Origin of the sequence: Serratia sp. CY47280 (assembly GCF_052168655.1) — a bacterium.
In the GTDB taxonomy this organism is placed as follows: Bacteria; Pseudomonadota; Gammaproteobacteria; order Enterobacterales; family Enterobacteriaceae; genus Serratia; species Serratia bockelmannii.
In genome coordinates this window covers 203198-223951 of sequence record NZ_JBJNMG010000007.1, presented here as the reverse complement: position 1 = coordinate 223951, position 20754 = coordinate 203198, and the positions used below count along the sequence as shown (strand labels likewise).

The window sequence follows — 20754 nt, the reverse complement described above, 5'->3', positions numbered from 1 at the left end:
CGTTCGCTCCTTAGTGGGCCAGCGCGCGGGACAGAATGCCCATCGCCTTGGTGAACTGATCGTCCGGGATGGTCAGCGGGTAGAGGAAGCGGATCACGTTGCCGTTCACGCCGCAGCTCAGCAGCAGCAGCCCTTCCGCCATCGCCTTCTGCTGCACCTGACGGGTGATATCGGCTGAAGGTTTACCGGTAGCCGGATCGTTGAACTCCACCGCCACCATCGATCCCTGCGCGCGCACATCGGCGATCGCCGGGCTGGTTTTGCGCGCCTGCTGGAGCACTTCCACCAGGTGCTGCCCCAAGCGCTGAGCGCGCTGGCACAGCTGCTCTTCGTCGATCACGTCCAGCACCGCGTGCGCGGCGGCCACCGCCAGCGGGTTACCGGCGTAGGTGCCGCCCAGCCCGCCCGGCGCCGGCGCGTCCATCACCTCGGCGCGGCCCGCCACCGCCGACAGCGGCATGCCGCCCGCCAGGCTTTTCGCCATAGTGATCAAATCGGGCTTAACGCTGTAGTGCTCCATGGCGAACAGCTTGCCGGTACGGGCGAAGCCGGTCTGCACTTCGTCGGCGATCAGCAGGATGCCGTGCTGGTCGCACAGCGCGCGCAGCGCCTGCATGAACTCGGCCGGCGCCACGTTGAAACCGCCCTCGCCCTGCACCGGCTCCAGCACGATCGCCGCCACCTGCTTGGGATCGATATCCGCTTTAAACAGGCGATCCAGGCTGTTCATCGCGTCTTCGGTGGTCACGCCGTACAGCGCGTTCGGGTACTGGCCGTGGAACACCGAGCCGGGGAATGGGCCAAAGCCCAGTTTGTAAGGCGCCACTTTGCCGGTCAGCGCCATGGTCATATAGGTGCGGCCGTGGAAGCCGCCGCCGAAGGTGATCAAGCCCGGACGGCCGGTGTAAGCGCGGGCGATCTTCACCGCGTTTTCCACCGCTTCCGCGCCGGTGGTGAAGAAAGCGGTTTTACACGGACCGGCGATCGGCGCGCGCTGGTTGATGCGCTCCGCCAACGAGACATAGCTTTCGTAAGGAACGATCTGATAGGCGGTGTGGGTGAAGGCCTGCAGCTGCTTTTCAATTGCGGCGATCACTTTCGGGTGGCGGTGGCCGGTGTTCAGCACGGCGATCCCCGAGGCAAAGTCGATCACTTCTTTGCCTTCCACATCCCACAGCGTGGCGTTCTCTGCGCGCTCGGCGTAAAAACCACACATCACGCCCACTCCGCGCGGGGTGGCGTCCTGACGGCGTTGGTTCAATTCTGCGTTTTTCATGCTGTTCTCTCCGGTCGGTGCCAGTTACACGTTTCGTTCACATTCGTGAAACAATGCCGTTTATTTACACAGGATGTGGCCCTATAATCGAGTGCCAGTTACGAATAATTGAGGGATCCAATTGCGCTCATTGAGTGGTGATCTGTTGCTGCAGCGCCTCGGCGAACAGCCCGATGACAAGCTGCACAAGCGGCTTTACAACGCGATCCGCACCAGCATTCTCGACGGCAGCCTGCCGCCCTCCAGCCGCCTGCCCGCCTCACGCGATCTGGCGCAGGAGCTCAGCCTGTCCCGCAACACTGTGTTAACCGTTTATGAACAACTGCTGGCGGAAGGCTACGTGTCGGCGCGCGCCGGCAGCGGCACCTTCGTCGCCGACACGGTGCCGGACAGCTGCCTATCCACCGGCGGCACTCCGGCGGACGGCAGCGGGCAACCGCGGCGCGTCGAACTGTCGGAGCGCGGCGCCACGCTGCTGCACCACGCCAGCGCCAGCCCAAAACAGTGGGGGGCGTTCATTCCCGGCGTGCCCGACGTCAACGCCTTTCCTCATCAGCTGTTCAGCAAGATCCAGGCGCGCCTCAGCCGCCGCCCGACGCCGCAGCGGCTGACCTACAGCAATCAGGGCGGCAGCCCGGAGCTACAGCATGCGTTGGTGGAGTATTTACGGGTGGCGCGCTCGGTGCGCTGCTCGCCGGAACAGATCCTGATCACTGAAGGCATCCATCAGGCGATCGATCTGGTGACGCGCATGTTGTGCAATCCGGGGGATGACGCCTGGATCGAAGAACCGGGCTATTGGGGGATCCGCAATATCCTGCGCATCAATGCGTTGAACATCTGCCCGCTGGCGGTGGACGAGGCCGGGCTGGTGCCGCCGGAGCAGCCAACGACGCCACCCCGCCTGATTTTCGTCACCCCGTCGCACCAGTATCCGCTCGGCTCGGTGATGAGCCTGGCGCGCCGCCAACGGCTGCTGGCGCTGGCGCGCAACGCTGGCGGCTGGATCGTCGAGGACGACTACGACAGCGAATTCCGCTTTTCCGGCCAACCGATCCCGGCGCTGCAAGGGCTGGAGGCCGACGCGCCGGTGATCTACATCGGCACCTTCAGCAAAACGCTCTACCCGGCGCTGCGCCTCGGCTATGTGGTATTGCCGCCGCCGCTGGTGCAGCCGCTGAAAACCGCCCACGCCGAGCTGTATCGCGGCGGGCACCTGCTGATCCAGAGCGCGCTGGCGGAATTCATCCAAGAGGGGCACTACACCGCGCACATCCGCCGCATGCGGCTGCTGTACGCCCGGCGGCGCGCCTTCCTGACCGGCCTGATCGTACAGCACCTCGGCAAACAGGCGCTCAGCGAATTCAACAGCAACGCCGGATTGCACCTGATCCTCAACCTGCCGGACGAGGCCGACGACGTGGCGATCGCCGCCGCCGCCGGCGCGCAGGGGGTGCTGGTGCGGCCGCTGTCGCGCTACTACATGCTGCCCAACCGCCGGCGCGGCCTGCTGATGGGGTTTGCCTGCGTGCCGGAAGAGCAGATGGCCGCGGCCTTCACCCAGCTGCTGGCGTGCATCAACGTACCTGCAATGAAAAAGGCGGCTCCTTAAGGTCGCCTACGCATTACCAGGCCTGAAGCCGCCAGCCATCCGCCTGCCGGTGCAGGCGGTGCGTCGGCCGCAGCGCCTGCAGGAAGTCTTCGTCGTGCGACACCACCAGCATCGCGCCGGGGAAATCCGCCAGCGCAGTTTCGATCGCCAGCGACGACGCCAGATCCAGGTGGTTGGTCGGCTCGTCGAGCAACAGCAGCTGCGCCGGTTGCTGTCGCCACAGCGCGCAGGCCAACGCCGCCTTGAGCCGTTCACCGCCGCTCAGCGAGCCCAGCGGCAGCGCGATGCGATCTGCGCCAAGCTGCAGCTGCGCCAACCGGGTGCGCAACGCGCCTTCCGCCAGCGGCGAATCCTGCAGCCCCAGATGCTCCATCACCGACAGATTCGGGTCGAGCTGTGACAGGGTTTGATCGAGGTAGGCCGTCGGCAGCGGGCAATGACAATGGCCGGAAAGCGCCGTCAGCTGACCGAGAACGGTCTTCAGCAAGGTGGACTTGCCACAGCCGTTGGGGCCGGTCAACGCCACGCGCATCGGGCCGTCGATACGCAGATCCAGCGGCGGCGCGCTGACGAACGGCAGCTGCAGCTGCTCGAGCACCAGCACCTGCTTGTTCGCGCTCACTTCGCTGCCGGGCAGCGCCAGCAACACCGGCTGCTCCTCTTCCACCCGCTGATAGGCTTCGCGCACCGCCGCATCGAGGCCGTCGCGCTGATCCTGATGCTGTTTGCGCAGCGTGCCAAGGCTCTCCTTCGCCGCCGACTTGTAGGCCACCCGCTCAAAAGAGGCGATATTCAGCGTATCGACGACGCGCAGCGTTTGCGCCGAGCGCCGCTGGCTCATGTCGTGCTCTTTCTGCTGGCGAGCGCGGGTGCGGCGACGCTCCTCGCGCGCATGCTCCAGATCGGCGCGCGCCGCCTGCTGTTCCGTGTCGCGCTGGCGCCGGTAGTCATCGTAGTTGCCGCCGTAGCTGCGCAGCGCACCGGGTGTCAGTTCGACAATGCGCGCCATGCGCGCCAGCAGCTGCCGGTCATGGCTGGCGATCAGCAGCCCGCCGCGCCACTGATCCAGCTGCTGATACAGCCAGGCACGCCCGACGCTGTCGAGGTGGTTGGTCGGTTCGTCCAGCAGCAGAAAATCCCCCTCGCCGATCAAGGCGCCGCACAGCGCCGCGCGCATTCGCTCGCCGCCGCTCAGAGAACTTGCGGATCGCAACGGATCGAAGGCCGGCAGCCCGGCGGCGGCGAAGGCGTTTTGCAGGCGATCGTTGAGATCCCAGCGCCCTTCCAGACGATCGATATCGTCCGCCAGCGGCCGCCCCTGCTCGAGACGCGCCAGCGCGGCAAACACCTCGCCATAGCCCAACAGCTGGGCCAGCGTGGTGTCCGCGGCGATCTCCGGCTGCTGCGCAACGTAAGCCAATGCGGCATGGGATTCGACGTGACCGTTACCCGGCCGATCCAACCCGGCGATCAGGCGCAGCAGCTGGGTTTTGCCGACGCCGTTGCGCCCCACCAGGCCACAGCGCTGCCGATCGAAAGCGAGATCCAGCGGGCCGAACAGCGTTTCGCCGTCAGCAAATTGGCAGGTCAGTTGATGTAAAACGAAATAAGGGGACTGCGCAAAATGAGCCATAAGCACTCCTGAATGAGATCAAAACATCCCCACAGGGCGCAAGAGCGCACAGCGTGGGACCAGATATCAACAGGTGTGGGTGTTCATTTTCGGTAGTGGCTCCGCAGAGAGAAGGAATTTACAACGCGCAAAGGTTAACCGATCTTTTGTTCGTTATGCAAACAGAGTCTGAGATTCATGACGTCTATCACATTCGGCGCAACGCAGATTCCCAAGCGGCATGACAACGGCTAGATTTATCTCATCCGACCACTTGTGTTCACATAATTATAACAACGGGCCCCGATTTCACCCGATGGAGAGTGCAATGAGCAATTACCCTCACCTGCTGGCGCCGCTGGATCTCGGCTTCACCACCCTGAAAAACCGGGTGCTGATGGGATCGATGCATACCGGCCTGGAAGAGCTGCCCGACGGCCCGCAGCGCCTGGCCGCGTTCTATGCCGAGCGCGCCGCCGCCGGCGTGGCGCTGATCGTCACCGGCGGCATTGCCCCGAACGAACAGGGCGTGGTGTTTCGCGGCGGTTCGATCCTCAACAGCGAGGCGCAATTGCCTCACCACCGCCCGGTAACCGAGGCCGTCCACCGGGCGGGCGGCAAAATTGCGCTGCAGATCCTGCACACCGGCCGCTACAGCTATCAACCCAAGCTGGTGGCCCCTTCCGCGCTGCAGGCGCCAATCAACCCGTTTACGCCGAGCGCGCTCAGCGCAGCGGAGATCGAGCAGACTATCGCCGACTTTGCCCGCTGCGCGGCGCTGGCGCAGCAGGCCGGCTATGACGGCGTTGAGGTGATGGGATCCGAAGGCTACCTGATCAACCAATTCTTGACGACGCGTACCAATCAGCGCGACGACCAATGGGGCGGCAGCTTCACCAACCGCATGCGGTTCGCCGTCGAGACCGTCAGGGCGGTGCGCCAGGCCGTGGGCCCGGCATTCATTCTGATCTACCGGCTGTCGATGCTCGATCTGGTGGAGGACGGCTCCAGCTGGCAGGAGATCGAACAGCTGGCGCTGGCGGTCGAACAGGCGGGCGCCACGATCATCAATACCGGCATCGGCTGGCACGAAGCGCGCATCCCGACCATCGCCACCATGGTGCCGCGCGCCGGATTCAGCTGGGTAACCCGCAAGCTGATGGGCAAGGTCAGCATCCCGCTGATCACCACCAACCGCATCAACGATCCGGCGGTGGCCGAGCAGGTGCTGGCGGACGGCTGCGCCGACATGGTGTCAATGGCGCGCCCGTTCCTTGCCGACGCCGCCTTTGTGCAGAAAGCCGCCGAGGGGCGCGCCGACGAGATCAATACCTGCATCGGCTGCAACCAGGCCTGCCTCGACCAGATATTTGAAGGCAAGCTGACCTCCTGCCTGGTCAACCCGCGCGCCTGCCGCGAAACCGAAATGCCGCTGACGATGGCGGAGAAACCGAAAAAGCTGGCGGTGATCGGCGCCGGCCCCGCCGGGCTGGCGTTTGCCACCACCGCCGCCAGCCGTGGCCATCAGGTGACGCTGTTCGACGCCGCCGAACAGATCGGCGGCCAGTTCAACATCGCCAAACAAATCCCCGGCAAGGAAGAATTCCATGAAACCCTGCGTTACTTCCGCCGCCAGCTGGCGCTGCGCGAAGTGACGGTCAGGTTGGGCGTCAAGGTCGAGGCGGCGGATTTAAGCGAATTCGACGAAGTGATCCTCGCCTGCGGCATCGTGCCGCGCACCCCGGACATCCCCGGCATCGGGCACGCCAAGGTGCTGAGCTATCTGGACGTGCTGCGCGATAAAAAACCGGTCGGCCAGCGGGTGGCGATCATCGGCGCCGGCGGCATCGGCTTCGACACCGCCGAGTACCTCAGCCAGCACGGCATGTCCAGTAGCCTGGATCAGGCGGAATTCAACCGCGAATGGGGCATCGATGGTCGCCTTGAGCAACGCGGCGGGCTAGCGGCAGAAGGGCCGCAGGCACCGCGTGCCGCGCGGCAGATCTATCTGTTGCAGCGTAAAACCAGCAAGGTGGGCGAAGGCTTGGGGAAAACCACCGGTTGGATCCACCGCGCCAGCCTGGCGATGCGCGGCGTGAAGATGCTCAACAGCGTCAGCTATCGGCTGATCGACGATGAAGGGCTGCACATCACCCGCGCCGAGCAGGAAAGTTGCCTGCCGGTGGACACGGTGATCGTCTGCGCCGGGCAGGAGCCGCGCCGCGAACTGCAGCAACCACTGCTGGCGATGGGGAAAACCGTGCACCTGATCGGTGGCGCCGACGTGGCCGCCGAGCTGGACGCCCGCCGTGCGATCGATCAGGGGACGCGGCTGGCGATGGCGCTGTAAAAAAGGGGCGCCCGGCGCCCCTGATATTGATGACAAACCTCATCCCCATGCCGGGTTGGCAGAGACCAGCGAAAAGAAAACAAGGAAAATCAATTTATTGATTTTCGGCTGATAACCACAAAGGGGGAAAAACCACGCTTTTTCCCCCTTTGTCTACAGACTGAGGGGCGCCCGGCGCCCCTGGTTATTCACTCAGCGACGCGCGCCGGATTTCACCGCTTTCAGGATCACGAACTTCTTGTTCGAGGCCACCAGCGTGCAGTTGCCGAACAGACGCTTGAGCTTCTGGTGATAGTCGAGGTGACGGTTGCCGACGATGCGCAATTCGCCGCCCACCTGCAGGCAGCGCTTGGCGTCGCAGAACATCTGCCAGGCGGTGTGATCGGTAATGGCGTGCTGCTGGTGGAACGGCGGGTTACACAGCACCGCCTGCACGCTTTCGCGCTCGATGCCCGCCAGCGCGTTGTTCACCTCAAACTGACAGCGATCCAGCTCTTGCGGCAGGTTGTGCTCCACATTCAGCTCGCTGGAAGCCACCGCCATGTAAGATTCATCGACGAAGGTCATCTGCGCTTCCGGGTTTTGCGCCAGCGCCGCCAGGCCAATCACGCCGTTGCCGCAGCCCAGATCGATGATATGGCCGTTCAGGCCACGCGGCAGATGATCCAGGAACAGGCGCGCGCCGATATCCAGGCTGCCACGCGAGAAGACGTTGGCGTGGTTGTGGATCAGCCAATCGGTGCCGTCCAGCGTCCAGTTGGTGGTTTCCGCTGCCGCCGGCGGGACGATGTCCGCCGCCTGACAGAAGATCAGGCGCGCCTTCTTCCACGCCAGGCTGGTGCGCGTCGGGCCCAGCACCTTTTCAAACAGCTGCATCGTCGAGGTATGCACGTCGCGCGCCTTGGCGCCGGCGACGATCAGCGTGTCTTCGGTCACGACGTGGCGCAGCGCGCGCAGCTGCTGTTCCAGCAACGCCAGCGCTTTCGGCACGCGAATCAGCACCACCGCCGGCGCTGCCGGCAGCTCGGCCAGGCTGTCCAACAGCGTGACCTGCTCAGGATCCAATCCGTTGAGTTTCAGGTTGTGACGCGTCGCCAGCTGGCTCATGTACGAGTCGCTGACGCTGTAAGGGCGATGCGCGTGCAGCGCACAGGCCAGGGTGCCGAAGTTATCGTTGAAAATCAGCACCGGGCGGCCGCCGATATCTACGTTTTCAAGCTGTTGCAGCAGATATTCGTCCGCCGCTTCCCACGCCTGCAGCTGGGTGGATTCTTCCTGTTGGGGATAACGCTCCAGCTCAAGTTGCTGTGTTCCCAGATCGAGTTGGCTCATTGCCCCTCCTGACTGATAAAATTTGGGCTGTTTATCCCCTAAAAACGCCCGTCAGTAAAATGTTTTTTCGGATAAATTGCGTATGTCAGGATTTGAGCGAAAAAACAGCATAGAATGACCGGCTGAATGGCCGTTGATACGGAACAAGAATGTCTGAATTGACCTACCTGCAAGGCTACCCAACGCATCTGCAAAGCCAGGTGCAGCAACTAATCCATCAGAATCGGCTGGGGGACGTGCTGCTGCAGCGCTATCCGCAGGTGCACGACTGCACGACCGACAAATCGCTGTATCAGTTTACCGTCGATCTGAAAAACCAGTATCTGCGCAACGCCCAGCCGCTGAGCAAGGTGGCCTACGACAGCAAGATCCACGTCATGAAGCACGCGCTCGGCCTGCATACCGCTATCTCGCGCGTGCAGGGCGGCAAGCTGAAGGCCAAGGCGGAAATCCGCGTGGCGACGGTGTTCAAGGTCGCGCCCGAACCGTTCCTGCGCATGATCGTGGTGCATGAGCTGGCGCACCTGAAAGAGAAAGATCACAACAAAGCGTTCTACAGTCTGTGCTGCCATATGGAGCCGGATTACCACCAGTTGGAATTCGATACCCGGCTGTATCTGACGCACCTTTCGCTGTTCGGCGAGCTGTATGCATAGCGCGTGAGGGCGTGATAATCTGCGGTTTTAAGCCTGGACCGGAGCTCGCCATGATTCGCTTTGCCGTCGTCGGCACCAACTGGATTACGGAACGTTTTATCGATGCCGCCCATGAAAGCGGCAAACTCAAGTTGAGCGCCGTGTATTCACGCTCGCTGGAACAGGCGCAGGCGTTTGGCGCCAACTATCAGGTCACGCAGTTTTTCGACTCTCTCGAGGCAATGGCCCAGTCCGACGCCATAGACGCGGTGTATATCGCCAGCCCCAATTCCCTGCACTGCCCGCAATCGCTGCTGTTCCTGCGCCATAAAAAGCACGTGATCTGCGAAAAACCGCTGGCCTCCAACCAGCGCGAAGCGGAACAGCTGGTAGCCTGCGCGCGGGAAAATCAGGTGGTGCTGTTCGAGGCGTTCAAAAGCGCCTATCTGCCGAATTTTCTGGCGCTGCAACAGGCATTGCCGAAAATCGGCCGGCTGCGCAAAGCCTTCATCAACTACTGCCAATACTCTTCGCGCTACCCGCGCTACCTGGCCGGCGAGAACCCCAACACCTTTAATCCACAGTTCTCCAACGGCTCCATCATGGACATCGGCTACTACTGCCTGGCCAGCGCGGTGGCGCTGTTCGGCGCGCCGCAGTCGGTGCTCGCCAGCGCCACGCTGCTCGATACCGGCGTGGACGCCCACGGCACCGTCTGCCTGAACTACGGCGATTTCGACGTCACGCTTTCCCATTCCAAGGTCAGCGACTCGGCGATCCCCAGCGAGATCCAGGGGGAGGAAGGCACGCTGATTATCGACAAGATTTCCGAGTGCCAGGGCGTGGCGCTGACGCCGCGCGGCGGCAACCGCCAGGATCTGAGCCAGCCGCAGCACATCAACACCATGTTGTATGAGGCGCTGGCCTTCGCCGAGTTGGTTGAGAAGCGTCAGGTGGAACATCCAGGGCTGGAGAATTCGCTGATCGTCGCCCGCCTGCTGACCGACATCCGCCGCCAGACCAGCGTCGTTTTCCCCGCCGACGGAGAATGAGATGAAACCGCTGCTCGTGATGCAAACCGGCGACGCGCCGCAGGCCATTCGTCAGGAATTGGCCAACTTTGAAGGCATGTTTCTGCAACAGGGCAACATCGACGCCGAACGCGCGCACATCGTGCATCTGCCCGCCGGCGAGCGGCCGTTGCCGCCGGCCGCCTATTGCGGCGTGGTCATCACCGGCTCGCCGGCGATGGTGACCGAACGGCTGCCGTGGAGCGAGGAGGCCGCCGAATGGCTGCGCCAGGCAATGGCGATCAAACTGCCGCTGTTCGGCGTCTGCTACGGCCACCAGCTGTTGGCCTACGCGCTCGGCGGCGAAGTGGGTTACCACCCGCAGGGCATGGAGGTCGGCACGCTTGAGATCGAACTGCTGCCCGCCGCGGCCGAAGACCGGCGGCTCACCCTGCTGCCGCCGCGCTTCAAAGCCAACCTGATCCACTCGCAGAGCGTGCTGACGCCGCCCGCCGGCGCGCAGACGCTGGCGCGTTCGCAGCAGGATGCGCACCAGATCCTGCGCTATGGCGATCATGCCCTGACCACCCAGTTCCACCCGGAATTCAACGGCGCGGTGATGAGCCAGTATCTGCAGTGGCTCGGCGAGCTGCATCCCGAGCAGCAGGCCCGCTATCAGCAGCAACAACAACAGGTTAGCGACACGCCGTTCAGCCGCCTGCTGCTGCAGGGATTCGTCGTCAGCCTCGGCGCGCAAAAAGCGATGGCCGGCTAACGCGATTCACGTTGACCGCCGACACATTTTGCATTACTTTCTGCTCTGCAAAGGGGAGTAACTTCATTGCCGGTCAATCGTCATTACGATGCGCAAGCATCCGGTTACCGGGCAACCTGATGTCAAAGGTGTAATCACCTTCATCAACGTTGTAAGTGAGACCTTGCCGGAAGGCGAGGTTTGCTTGCAGCGTTCACAGAGCGGCTGGCGTCTTCCGACGTTGGCCGTTTTTGTTTTTGAAGGATACCTCTGATGATGAATTCCGTTGGCACACCGTGGTTATGGGGCAGCTTCGCCGCCGTCATAGTCGTGATGCTCGCAATCGATCTCCTGTTGCAGGGCCGTAAAGGCGCGCACACCATGACCCTGAAGCAGGCCGCCAGCTGGTCGCTGGTGTGGGTCAGCCTCTCTCTGCTGTTCAATTTCGGTTTCTGGTACTACCTGAATGAAACCGCCGGGCGCGCCGTCGCCGATACCCAGGCGCTGGCCTTCCTGACCGGCTACCTGATCGAAAAAGCGCTGGCGGTGGATAACGTGTTCGTCTGGCTGATGCTGTTCAGCTACTTCGCCGTGCCGGCCAACCTGCAACGGCGGGTGCTGATCTACGGCGTGCTGGGGGCGATCGTGCTACGCACCATCATGATCTTCGCCGGCAGCTGGCTGGTCAGCCAGTTCCAGTGGCTGCTATATCTGTTCGGCGCTTTCCTGCTGTTCACCGGTATCAAGATGGCGCTGGCGAAGGAAGATGATTCGGCGATCGGCGACAAGCCGCTGGTGAAATGGCTGCGCAGCCGCCTGCGCATGACCGACAGCCTGGAAGGCGAGCGTTTCTTCGTGCGCCGCAACGGCATCCTGTTCGCCACCCCGCTGGTGCTGGTGCTGATCCTGGTGGAACTGAGCGACGTGATTTTCGCGGTGGACAGCATTCCGGCGATCTTCGCCGTGACCACCGACCCGTTCATCGTGCTGACCTCTAACCTGTTCGCCATCATGGGCCTGCGCGCCATGTACTTCCTGCTGGCCAACGTGGCGGAACGTTTCTCGATGCTGAAATACGGCCTGTCGGTGATCCTGGTGTTTATCGGTATCAAGATGCTGATTATCGACTTCTTCCACATCCCGATCGGCATCTCGCTCGGCGTGGTGGCGGGCATCCTGACGCTCACTTTGCTGATCAACGCCTGGGTCAATCGCCGCAACGATCGCCTGGCGAAGAAATAACCATAATCTGTTATCCGGGGCGCTAGTCGCCCCGCGATTGTTTGGCAATTCCCCCAAAACGCCAAACGTTATTGCGATCACACAAATGTAACCAGTATGTTATCAAGTGTTGATCCGCGCTCAGAATTTCACCCTCGCCTCTTTCCAACCTCATTCGATTGCTGAATACTAATTCGGCAAACACACTTAGTTACAGAATCATATAAAGCTGCCCGACGTCGTTCCCGCCGTGGCGGCCAGATAACATCAGGAAGAAAGCACTATGCAAAAACTATTACAAAGGATCACGCAGGGTAGCCTGGTCAAACAAATCATGGTCGGCCTGGTGGCCGGCATTCTGGTGGCGCTGGTTTCGCCGGCGGCCGCTGCGGCCGTCGGCCTGCTCGGTTCCCTGTTCGTCGGCGCGCTGAAAGCGGTGGCGCCGGTGCTGGTGCTGATTCTGGTGATGGCCTCGATCGCCAACCATAAACAGGGGCAGAAGACCAACATTCGCCCGATCCTGTTCCTCTACCTGCTGGGCACCTTTGCCGCCGCGCTGGTCGCGGTCGTCGTCAGCTTTATCTTCCCTTCTACGCTGGCGCTGACCACCGGCGCGACGGACATTACCCCGCCGGGCGGCATTGTGGAGGTGATGAAGGGTCTGTTGATGAGCGTGGTGGCCAACCCGTTCCATGCGCTGATTAACGCCAACTACATCGGTATTCTGGCGTGGGCCGTCGGGCTGGGGCTGGCGCTGCGCCACGCTTCCGAAACCACTAAGGGGCTGATCAACGACATGTCCCATGCGGTTACGCTGGTGGTGCGCGCGGTGATCCGCTGTGCGCCGCTTGGCATCTTCGGCCTGGTGGCCTCCACGCTGGCGGAAACCGGCTTCGGTGTGCTGTGGGGCTACGCCCAGTTGCTGATGGTGCTGCTCGGCTGCATGTTGCTGGTGGCGCTGGTACTCAACCCGCTGATCGTTTACTGGAAAATCCGCCGCAATCCGTATCCGCTGGTGTTCGCCTGCCTGCGCGAGAGCGGCGTGACCGCCTTCTTCACCCGCAGCTCAGCCGCCAACATTCCGGTGAACATGGAGCTGTGCAAGAAGCTGAACCTGAATGAGGACACCTACTCGGTTTCCATCCCGCTGGGCGCCACCATCAACATGGCTGGCGCGGCGATCACCATCACCGTGCTGACGCTGGCGGCGGTGAACACGCTGGGCATCGCGGTGGACGTCCCGACCGCTCTGCTGCTGAGCGTGGTGGCCGCCCTGTGCGCCTGTGGCGCCTCCGGCGTGGCCGGCGGCTCGCTGTTGCTGATCCCGCTGGCGTGCAACATGTTCGGCATTCCGAACGACGTGGCGATGCAGGTGGTGGCGGTCGGCTTTATTATCGGCGTGCTGCAGGATTCGGCGGAAACCGCCCTCAACTCCTCCACCGACGTGCTGTTCACCGCCGCGGCCTGCCAGGCGGAAGATCAACGGCTGGCGAACGAGGACCCGCTGAAGGTGCGTTAATCGCGCGTTGCTTCATAAAAAGGCGCTCCCTCGAGCGCCTTTTTTGTCAGCTTTACAGCGTCACCCCGCTCTTAAAGATCGCCAGCTCGCGGAAATCGTTGGTTTCATTACGCGCCGGGCGACCGCTGGCGATCTCGACAATCAGATCGATGAAGCGGCTGAGCAGCGTCTCCATCGCCACGCCGTGAACCAGGCCGCCGGCGTCGAAATCGATCCAGTGCGGTTTCTTCGCCGCCAGCTCGCTGTTGGTCGCCAGCTTCACCGTCGGCACAAAGCCGCCGTACGGCGTGCCGCGCCCGGTGCTGAACAGCACCATATGGCAGCCGGCACCGGCCAGCGCGCTGGTCGCCACCGCATCGTTGCCCGGCGCGCTGAGCAGATTCAGCCCCGGCACGCGCAGCCGCTCACCGTACTTCAGCACGTCCACCACCTGGCTCAGGCCCGCTTTTTGGGTGCAGCCGAGCGATTTTTCTTCCAGCGTGGTAATGCCGCCAGCCTTGTTGCCCGGCGATGGGTTCTCGTAAATTGGCTGTTGATGGGCGATGAAATAGCGTTTGAAATCGTTGATCATATCGACGGTTTTTTCGAAGGTCTCCCCATCGCGGCAGCGGCTCATCAGAATGCGCTCGGCACCGAACATCTCCGGCACTTCGGTCAGCACCGTGGTGCCGCCGTTGGCTATCACATAGTCGGAGAACCGCCCCAGCAGCGGGTTGGCGGTGATACCCGACAATCCGTCCGAACCGCCGCACTCCAGGCCGAACTTCAACTCGCTCAGGCGGCCCGGCTCGCGGCGATCGTAGCGCATCTCCCGGTACAGCTCGTGCAACAGCGCCAGCCCGGCTTCCACCTCGTCGTCCTGTTGTTGGCACACCATAAAGCGCAGCCGCCGCTCGTCCGCCATCCCCAGCGTGGCGCGAAAAGCATCTACCTGATTGTTCTCGCACCCCAACCCGATCACCAGCACCGCGCCGGCATTGGGATGGCGCGCCATGTTCTGCAGCATGATGCGGGTGTTGGCATGATCCTGCCCCAGCTGCGAGCAGCCGAACGGATGGCTGAACAGATGCACGCCGTCGATCCCCTCCGCCTGCGTTTGCTGCAAAAAGCGCTGCTGGATCTGGCGGGCGATGCCGTTGACGCAGCCGACGGTCGGCACGATCCACAGCTCGTTGCGGATCCCCACGTCGCCGCCGGCCCGGCGGTACAGCTGCACCTCGCGATCCGCCGCCTGCGGCGGCAACGCCGGGAACTGCGGCTGGTAACGGTAGCTGTCCAGATCGCTCAGGTTGGTTTTGGCGTTTTGCGAATGAATGTGCTCCCCAGGCGCAATGGCCGCGAGCGCATGGCCGATCGGCTGGCCGTATTTGATGATGTCTTCGCCCTCGGCGATCGGGCCGAGCGCAAACTTGTGCCCGCGCGCCACCGGCTGCGCCAGCTGAATACGCTCCCCGCCCAACTCAAGCATTTCTCCGGCGGCCAGATCGCGCAGCGCCACCGCCACGTTATCCTGCTCGTGAATCTTTATCGTACTTTGCATAAACCAGTCCCGGATAACGGCTACGCCAGTTCGATGGCGAAATAGTTTTTGGCGTTGTCGAAGCAGATGTTTTTCACCATCTCGCCCAGCAGCGCGATATCCGCCGGCGCTTCGCCGTCCGCCACCCAGCGGCCGATCATCTGGCAAAGGATGCGGCGGAAGTATTCATGCCGCGTATACGACAGGAAGCTGCGACTGTCGGTCAGCATGCCGACGAAGCGGCTCAGCAACCCGAGCTGGGCCAGCTGCGTCATTTGGCGCTGCATGCCGTCCTTCTGATCGTTGAACCACCAACCGGAGCCGAACTGCATCTTGCCCGGCGTACCTTCCCCCTGAAAATTGCCGATCATGGTGCCGATCACTTCGTTATCGCGCGGATTGAGGCAATAAAGAATGGTTTTTGGCAGACCGCCCTGCCGCGCCTGAGCATCCAGCAGCCGCGACAGCGGTTCCGCCAGCGGCCGGTCGTTGATCGAGTCGAAGCCGATATCCGGCCCGACGGCGGCCAACATGCGGCTGTTGTTATTGCGCAGCGCGCCAATGTGATACTGCTGCACCCAGCCTCGGCGCCGGTATTCGCCAGCCAAAAACAGCAGCACAGCGCTTTTGAACTGGGCGCTCTGTTCCGGCGTCGGCAGCTCGCCGTTCAGGCGGCGCAGCAGTATCGCATCCAGCGCCGCTTCATCGGCCTCGCCGAACACCACCACGTCCAGCGCATGATCGGCCACTTTGCAACCGTGAGTGGCGAAGTGATCCATGCGCTTGTACAGGGCGTCGCACAGCGCGCTGAAGCGGCCGATGGCGGTGTCCGCCGCCGCCTCCAGCTGCCGCAGATAGTCGTTGAAGCCGGACGCATCGATAGTGAAAGCTTTGTCCGGCCGCCAGCTCGGCAGCACCTTGATATCGAAGCTATGATCGTCGGCGATCGCCCGATGATGGCGCAGATCGTCGATCGGATCGTCGGTGGTGCCGACCATTTTCACATTCATCTGCTGCATGATGCCACGTGCGCGAAACTCATCCTGCGCCAGCAGCGCATTGCCGCGCTGCCAGATTTCATCCGCCGTGGCCGGCGACAACAGCGTATCCGTGATGCCGAACGGCCGGCGCAGCTCCAGATGCGTCCAGTGATAGAGCGGGTTGCCGATGGTGTGCGGCACCGTGGCGGCCCAGGCGTCGAATTTCTCGCGATCGCCCGCATCGCCGGTGCACAACCGCTCCGCCACGCCGTTGGTGCGCATCGCCCGCCATTTGTAGTGATCGCCCCGCAGCCAGATATCGTACAGGTTGCTGAAGCGGGTATTCTCCGCGATCTGCTGCGGCGGCAAATGACAGTGATAATCAAAAATCGGCTGCTGCGCCGCGTAATCGTGATACAAGCGCCGGGCAAATTCGCTGTCCAGCAGGAAATCTTCGCTCAAAAACGTCGCCATCTCGGGCTCCTTACTTGCCGTGCGGCACGGGGTTCGAATCACAAAAGTTATCACACCAATTTTCACTAACGTCCAGCAGATTTTTCCCGAGGTCTGCCGTTCATCCTCTCTCTACGCCCTTTTTCGCTCAATTTACCGGCAAAAATGCCCTGTTTCACCGGCCACAGTATTGCTCAGGCGAATAATTCCTTTTGTGATATCACTCAACTTTTAAACCTGTATGACAGGTTATTGTCTCGCCAGCCGCATCGACGGCCACACCTTCAAACGGGGAGACACTTCGGATGCGTAAAATTAAAGGGTTACGCTGGTACATGATCGGACTGGTGACCATCGGCACCGTGCTGGGTTACCTGACCCGCAACGCCATTGCCGTGGCGGCGCCGACGCTGGAAGATACGCTGCACATCACCACCCAACAGTATTCCTATATCGTCGCCGCCTACTCCGCGTGCTACACCTTGATGCAACCGGTGGCGGGCTACGTGCTGGACGTGCTGGGCACCAAGGTCGGCTACGCCATGTTCGCCATTTTGTGGGCGCTGTTCTGCATGGGCACCGCACTGGCCAACAGTTGGGGCGGGCTGGCGTTGGCGCGCGGCGCGGTCGGCATGGCGGAAGCGGCAATGATCCCCGCCGGGCTGAAGGCCAGCAGCGAATGGTTCCCGGCCAAAGAGCGTTCGATCGCCGTCGGCTATTTCAACGTGGGCTCGTCGATCGGCGGCATGATCGCCCCGCCGCTGGTGGTATGGGCCATCGTCGCGCACAGCTGGGAGATGGCGTTCATCATCACCGGCGTGCTGAGCCTGATCTGGGCCATCTGCTGGCTGCTGTTCTACAAACACCCGAAAGATCAGAAGAAACTGAGCCAGGAAGAACGCCGTTACATCCTCGAAGGCCAGGAAGCGCAGCACCAGACCTCTAACGCCAAAAAGATGTCCGCCTGGCAGATCGTGCGCAACCGCCAGTTCTGGGGCATCGCGCTGCCGCGCTTTCTGGCGGAACCGGCGTGGGGCACCTTCAACGCCTGGATCCCGCTGTTCATGTTCAAGGCCTACGGTTTTAATCTGAAAGAGATCGCCATGTTCGCCTGGATGCCGATGCTGTTCGCCGATCTCGGCTGCATCGTCGGCGGTTATCTGCCGCCGCTGTTCCAGAAGTATTTCAAGGTCAACCTGATCGTCTCGCGCAAGCTGGTGGTGACGATGGGGGCGGTGTTGATGATCGGCCCCGGCATGATCGGCCTGTTCACCAGCCCTTACGCGGCTATCGCGCTGCTGTGCGTCGGGGGCTTCGCCCATCAGGCGCTGTCCGGCGCGTTGATCACCCTCTCTTCCGACGTGTTCGGCCGCAATGAGGTGGCGACCGCCAACGGGCTGACCGGCATGGCGGCCTGGACCGCCAGCACGCTGTTCGCCCTGGTGGTCGGCGCCCTGGCGGACACCCTCGGCTTCAGCCCACTGTTCGCCGCGCTGTCGGTCTTCGACATTCTCGGCGCCATCGTCATCTGGACGGTGTTGCAAAACCGCCCGGCCACCGAACCGCAACCCGCCGCGCTGCAGCCCACCCCGGCGCGCAGCTGATCCCCCGCCCGGCCGCTGCGCCGGGCCCCTTGCTCCTCTGGCAGCGGTGCCGAATAAGTGGTATAACAAATCCGATGGCCACGCGCCCCTTCCCACCGCACCGTATAGAGCATTCACTATGGAATTCACTGAAACCAGACGCCTGTATCAGCAACTGGCCGCCGAGCTGAAGCAACGCATCGAAAGCGGCCGTTATCCGGTAGGCGACAAGCTGCCGGCCGAGCGATACATCGCCGAAGAGATGAATGTCAGCCGCACCGTGGTGCGCGAGGCGATCATCATGCTGGAAGTCGAAGGCTATGTGGACGTGCGCAAGGGATCCGGGATCCACGTGGTGTCCAACCAGCAAAAACACCTGGTGGTGCCGGGCGACAGCATCGAGTTCGCCACCGCCGGCCCGTTTGAGCTGCTGCAGGCGCGCCAACTGATAGAAAGCAACATCGCCGAATTTGCCGCCACCCAGGTGACCAAGCAGGATATCGTGCAACTGATGGAGATCCAGGAGCATGCCCGCAAAGAGGATCGTTTCCGCGACTCGCAGTGGGATCTGAAGTTCCACGTGCAGGTGGCGCTGGCCACCCAGAACACCGCCATGGCCACCATCGTGGAAAAAATGTGGGTGCAGCGGGTCAACAACCCTTACTGGAAGAAACTGCACGAGCATATCGACGAACGTTCGATCGCCAGCTGGTGCGACGATCACGATCAGATCCTCAAGGCGCTGATGCGCAAAGATCCTTACGCCGCCAAACTGGCGATGTGGCAGCACCTGGAAAACACCAAGCAGATGCTGTTCAACGCCACCAGCGACGACTTCGAATACAACGCCGATCGCTACCTGTTCGCCGAGAATCCGGTGGTGCATCTGGATGGCGTGGGCCACGAGCCGAAATAGCCACGGCGGTCAAAAACCGTCGGCTTATGTCAGGTAATGTAAAATCCGCTGAATCGATGCCGGAACCGCCGTTTGCCGTGTACTATTTCACCGTCGGCAACGTAGATTTCCCTGTTGCCAATCGTGCTATTTTGGTAGAGTTAGCCCACTTTTTTACCCATTGCTGCGGGGGCGGGACGCGAATAAATGCGCTGGTTGTTTGCCATGCTGATTGCTGTTTTCTGCTGGACCGGTTCGGTCTCCGGCCCACAGCTATGCGTGGCGTCACCCAAGCCCACCCCCAGCGCGCTGAGCAGCCTGCCGCTGTTGGCGGAGCCGGCGCTTTCCCCCTATGATCAGGTGTATCGGGCGCCGGCCGAAGCGCGCCGCAAAGCCCCCGGCAAGTTGCCGCTGCTGCTGCCCAGAGCGCACTCTTTCTCCGGCTCGCTGCTCGCCTCCTCCCTGCCGGTGCCGGTCTATACCCTGGCCGCAGAGCCGGGCTACCGAATTCGCTTCCCCCGCCAGGACACGCCGGCTCCCAACCGGCTTGCCCAGGTCGACGGGATGCTGGACGCCTCCAGGCAACAGAGTCGGCAGGCCGGCTGGAAAGAAAGTAACATGCAGTACCGTGGCACGCTGACTTACCACCTATGACCGGTGTCGCACCGCTTAGAAACCTTAAAGCAACGCCGTTTCATCGTTATCAGCATTCAGGATCGCCGCGCGTTTTCAGCCCACGCCCGTTCCACCGCTGAGATAAAAATAAACAATGACGTTTTAGGAACACCGGATGGATATCATTAAAGAACTGATACATGCCTTATGGCAGCAGGATTTTGAGACGCTGGCGAACCCTTCGCTGGTGTGGACCCTCTACATCCTGCTGTTCATGATCCTGTTTTTGGAAAACGGGCTGCTGCCGGCCGCTTTCCTGCCGGGCGACAGCCTGCTGATCCTGGTCGGCGTGCTGATCGCCAAAGGCACCATGGGCTTCCCATTGACCATCGTTATCCTGACCGTCGCCGCCAGCCTGGGCTGCTGGGTCAGCTATATACAGGGCCGGTGGCTCGGCAATACGCGAACGGTGCAAGGCTGGCTTTCGCATCTGCCGGCTCACTACCATCAGCGTGCGCATAACCTGTTCCACCGCCACGGCCTTTCCGCCCTGCTGGTCGGCCGCTTCCTGGCCTTCGTGCGCACCCTGCTACCAACCATCGCTGGCCTGTCCGGCCTGAACAACGCGCGCTTCCAGTTCTTCAACTGGATGAGCGGCCTGCTGTGGGTCTTGATCCTGACGACGCTGGGCTTCGCCCTCGGGAAAACCCCGGTGTTCCGCAAGTATGAAGATCAGCTGATGTTCTGCCTGATGATGTTGCCGCTGGTGTTGCTGGTGGTTGGGCTGGTCGGCTCGCTGATCGTGCTGTGGCGCAAGAAACGCGCCAGCGGCCAGAACCCGGGGAAAGGGGCGTGACAGCAAAGCGCCCGCGCTGGCAATACGTCTTGATGATCGCGCTCGCCCTACTGGCGTTGGCGACGCTGCTGGTGCCCTGTATGGTGCGCACCGAGAGCGAGCTGCGCATTCGCGCCAGCCAGCAAGGGCTGTCGCTGCCCGACGGCTTTTACGTCTACCAGCGCCTGGATGAGCGCGGCATCCGCATCAAAAGCATCACGCCGGAAGGTGATGGCCTGGTCATCCGTTTGGATTCGCCGGAGCAGCAGTTGCTGGCGCGCGAAGCGCTGCAAACCATCCTGCCGCCCGGTTACCACATCGCGTTGAGCGAATCCCCCGTGCCATCGCATTGGGTGCGCGAATTTGCGCGTTCCCCACTCAATCTGGGATAATCCCCCTTCAGATGAAGGGGTTTCCTTTCACTGCCATTATCTTCATTTTCATTCGCACCGATTAGCTCAAGAATTAATCAGTCAGCACTGAGTCACGGCTGATTCTTTGGGGGCACGCCGGTTTCATGACTATGCTGAAGGATAACTTCAGCCGGCAATGA

17 protein-coding genes are annotated in these 20754 nt (G+C 62.1%); 12 read left to right on the top strand and 5 right to left on the bottom strand.

Annotated features, from left to right (window positions below):
• Positions 1-10: 10 nt before the first annotated feature.
• Positions 11-1276: a 4-aminobutyrate--2-oxoglutarate transaminase gene (locus tag ACJ8J4_RS21830; RefSeq protein WP_197836044.1), complete on the bottom strand. Its 1266-nt coding sequence runs from the start codon at positions 1274-1276 to the stop codon at positions 11-13.
• A gap of 121 nt (positions 1277-1397) precedes the next feature.
• Between ACJ8J4_RS21830 and pdxR the strand changes: the two genes are divergently transcribed.
• Positions 1398-2888 (top strand): MocR-like pyridoxine biosynthesis transcription factor PdxR, encoded by a 1491-nt coding sequence (pdxR, locus tag ACJ8J4_RS21825; RefSeq protein ID WP_197836046.1) that lies wholly within the window; start codon positions 1398-1400, stop codon positions 2886-2888.
• Positions 2889-2901: 13 nt separating this feature from the next.
• On the opposite strand, the gene ACJ8J4_RS21820 is transcribed toward pdxR, so the two are convergent.
• Positions 2902-4521, bottom strand: coding sequence for an ABC-F family ATP-binding cassette domain-containing protein (locus ACJ8J4_RS21820; protein ID WP_197836048.1), 1620 nt, complete (start codon positions 4519-4521; stop codon positions 2902-2904).
• A gap of 307 nt (positions 4522-4828) precedes the next feature.
• Between ACJ8J4_RS21820 and ACJ8J4_RS21815 the strand changes: the two genes are divergently transcribed.
• Positions 4829-6850 carry an oxidoreductase gene (locus ACJ8J4_RS21815; protein WP_197836050.1) on the top strand — a complete coding sequence of 674 codons (2022 nt, stop codon included), beginning with the start codon at positions 4829-4831 and terminating at the stop codon, positions 6848-6850.
• A gap of 192 nt (positions 6851-7042) precedes the next feature.
• Here the strand turns inward: ACJ8J4_RS21815 and rlmG are convergent, their stop codons facing one another.
• Positions 7043-8182, bottom strand: a complete 1140-nt coding sequence (gene rlmG / locus ACJ8J4_RS21810) for a 23S rRNA (guanine(1835)-N(2))-methyltransferase RlmG (protein WP_060434619.1) — start codon at positions 8180-8182, stop codon at positions 7043-7045.
• Positions 8183-8331: 149 nt separating this feature from the next.
• Here rlmG and ACJ8J4_RS21805 point away from each other — a divergent pair, with 149 nt between their 5' ends.
• The 5 genes from ACJ8J4_RS21805 (at position 8332) to sstT (ending at position 13321) form a co-directional block, all read left to right on the top strand.
• Entirely contained in the window at positions 8332-8838 is a 507-nt protein-coding gene (locus tag ACJ8J4_RS21805) for a M48 metallopeptidase family protein (protein ID WP_004937154.1), read from the top strand.
• Positions 8839-8888: 50 nt separating this feature from the next.
• Positions 8889-9869 carry a Gfo/Idh/MocA family protein gene (locus ACJ8J4_RS21800; RefSeq protein ID WP_197836052.1) on the top strand — a complete coding sequence of 327 codons (981 nt, stop codon included), beginning with the start codon at positions 8889-8891 and terminating at the stop codon, positions 9867-9869.
• 1 nt (position 9870) lies between these two features.
• On the top strand, positions 9871-10602 hold the full coding sequence (locus ACJ8J4_RS21795; protein ID WP_060434620.1) for a glutamine amidotransferase: 732 nt from the start codon (positions 9871-9873) through the stop codon (positions 10600-10602).
• Between the two features lie 252 nt (positions 10603-10854).
• The gene (locus tag ACJ8J4_RS21790; protein ID WP_025304345.1) at positions 10855-11823 is read left to right on the top strand and encodes a TerC family protein; all 969 of its coding nucleotides are present in this window, start codon (positions 10855-10857) and stop codon (positions 11821-11823) included.
• A gap of 262 nt (positions 11824-12085) precedes the next feature.
• A complete protein-coding gene (sstT, locus tag ACJ8J4_RS21785) occupies positions 12086-13321 on the top strand; it encodes a serine/threonine transporter SstT (protein WP_025304346.1) in 1236 nt (411 codons plus the stop codon).
• Between the two features lie 52 nt (positions 13322-13373).
• On the opposite strand, the gene ACJ8J4_RS21780 is transcribed toward sstT, so the two are convergent.
• Positions 13374-14861 carry a UxaA family hydrolase gene (locus ACJ8J4_RS21780; RefSeq protein ID WP_025304347.1) on the bottom strand — a complete coding sequence of 496 codons (1488 nt, stop codon included), beginning with the start codon at positions 14859-14861 and terminating at the stop codon, positions 13374-13376.
• 20 nt (positions 14862-14881) lie between these two features.
• Positions 14882-16294 (bottom strand): glucuronate isomerase, encoded by a 1413-nt coding sequence (gene uxaC / locus ACJ8J4_RS21775; RefSeq protein ID WP_089181367.1) that lies wholly within the window; start codon positions 16292-16294, stop codon positions 14882-14884.
• Between the two features lie 284 nt (positions 16295-16578).
• Here uxaC and ACJ8J4_RS21770 point away from each other — a divergent pair, with 284 nt between their 5' ends.
• From ACJ8J4_RS21770 to mzrA, 5 genes are all read left to right on the top strand, one after another.
• Positions 16579-17877: an MFS transporter gene (locus tag ACJ8J4_RS21770; protein ID WP_264383751.1), complete on the top strand. Its 1299-nt coding sequence runs from the start codon at positions 16579-16581 to the stop codon at positions 17875-17877.
• 118 nt (positions 17878-17995) lie between these two features.
• Entirely contained in the window at positions 17996-18772 is a 777-nt protein-coding gene (gene exuR, locus ACJ8J4_RS21765; RefSeq protein WP_025304350.1) for a transcriptional regulator ExuR, read from the top strand.
• Between the two features lie 186 nt (positions 18773-18958).
• The gene (locus ACJ8J4_RS21760; RefSeq protein ID WP_025304351.1) at positions 18959-19405 is read left to right on the top strand and encodes a hypothetical protein; all 447 of its coding nucleotides are present in this window, start codon (positions 18959-18961) and stop codon (positions 19403-19405) included.
• Between the two features lie 136 nt (positions 19406-19541).
• On the top strand, positions 19542-20222 hold the full coding sequence (locus ACJ8J4_RS21755) for a DedA family protein (protein WP_025304352.1): 681 nt from the start codon (positions 19542-19544) through the stop codon (positions 20220-20222).
• Positions 20219-20593: an EnvZ/OmpR regulon moderator MzrA gene (mzrA, locus tag ACJ8J4_RS21750; RefSeq protein ID WP_004937130.1), complete on the top strand. Its 375-nt coding sequence runs from the start codon at positions 20219-20221 to the stop codon at positions 20591-20593. Before ACJ8J4_RS21755 ends, mzrA begins: the two co-directional genes overlap by 4 nt.
• Positions 20594-20754 lie beyond the last annotated feature (161 nt).

Excerpts from the sequence above, each read along its gene's own strand:
- ACJ8J4_RS21830 (WP_197836044.1), bottom strand. The coding sequence starts at position 1,276 with ATGAAAAACGCAGAATTGAACCAACGCCGTCAGGACGCCACCCCGCGC.
- ACJ8J4_RS21820 (WP_197836048.1), bottom strand. The coding sequence starts at position 4,521 with ATGGCTCATTTTGCGCAGTCCCCTTATTTCGTTTTACATCAACTGACC.
- ACJ8J4_RS21815 (WP_197836050.1), top strand. The coding sequence starts at position 4,829 with ATGAGCAATTACCCTCACCTGCTGGCGCCGCTGGATCTCGGCTTCACC.
- rlmG (WP_060434619.1), bottom strand. The coding sequence starts at position 8,182 with ATGAGCCAACTCGATCTGGGAACACAGCAACTTGAGCTGGAGCGTTAT.
- ACJ8J4_RS21805 (WP_004937154.1), top strand. The coding sequence starts at position 8,332 with ATGTCTGAATTGACCTACCTGCAAGGCTACCCAACGCATCTGCAAAGC.
- ACJ8J4_RS21800 (WP_197836052.1), top strand. The coding sequence starts at position 8,889 with ATGATTCGCTTTGCCGTCGTCGGCACCAACTGGATTACGGAACGTTTT.
- ACJ8J4_RS21795 (WP_060434620.1), top strand. The coding sequence starts at position 9,871 with ATGAAACCGCTGCTCGTGATGCAAACCGGCGACGCGCCGCAGGCCATT.
- ACJ8J4_RS21790 (WP_025304345.1), top strand. The coding sequence starts at position 10,855 with ATGATGAATTCCGTTGGCACACCGTGGTTATGGGGCAGCTTCGCCGCC.
- sstT (WP_025304346.1), top strand. The coding sequence starts at position 12,086 with ATGCAAAAACTATTACAAAGGATCACGCAGGGTAGCCTGGTCAAACAA.
- ACJ8J4_RS21780 (WP_025304347.1), bottom strand. The coding sequence starts at position 14,861 with ATGCAAAGTACGATAAAGATTCACGAGCAGGATAACGTGGCGGTGGCG.
- uxaC (WP_089181367.1), bottom strand. The coding sequence starts at position 16,294 with ATGGCGACGTTTTTGAGCGAAGATTTCCTGCTGGACAGCGAATTTGCC.
- ACJ8J4_RS21770 (WP_264383751.1), top strand. The coding sequence starts at position 16,579 with ATGCGTAAAATTAAAGGGTTACGCTGGTACATGATCGGACTGGTGACC.
- exuR (WP_025304350.1), top strand. The coding sequence starts at position 17,996 with ATGGAATTCACTGAAACCAGACGCCTGTATCAGCAACTGGCCGCCGAG.
- ACJ8J4_RS21760 (WP_025304351.1), top strand. The coding sequence starts at position 18,959 with ATGCGCTGGTTGTTTGCCATGCTGATTGCTGTTTTCTGCTGGACCGGT.
- ACJ8J4_RS21755 (WP_025304352.1), top strand. The coding sequence starts at position 19,542 with ATGGATATCATTAAAGAACTGATACATGCCTTATGGCAGCAGGATTTT.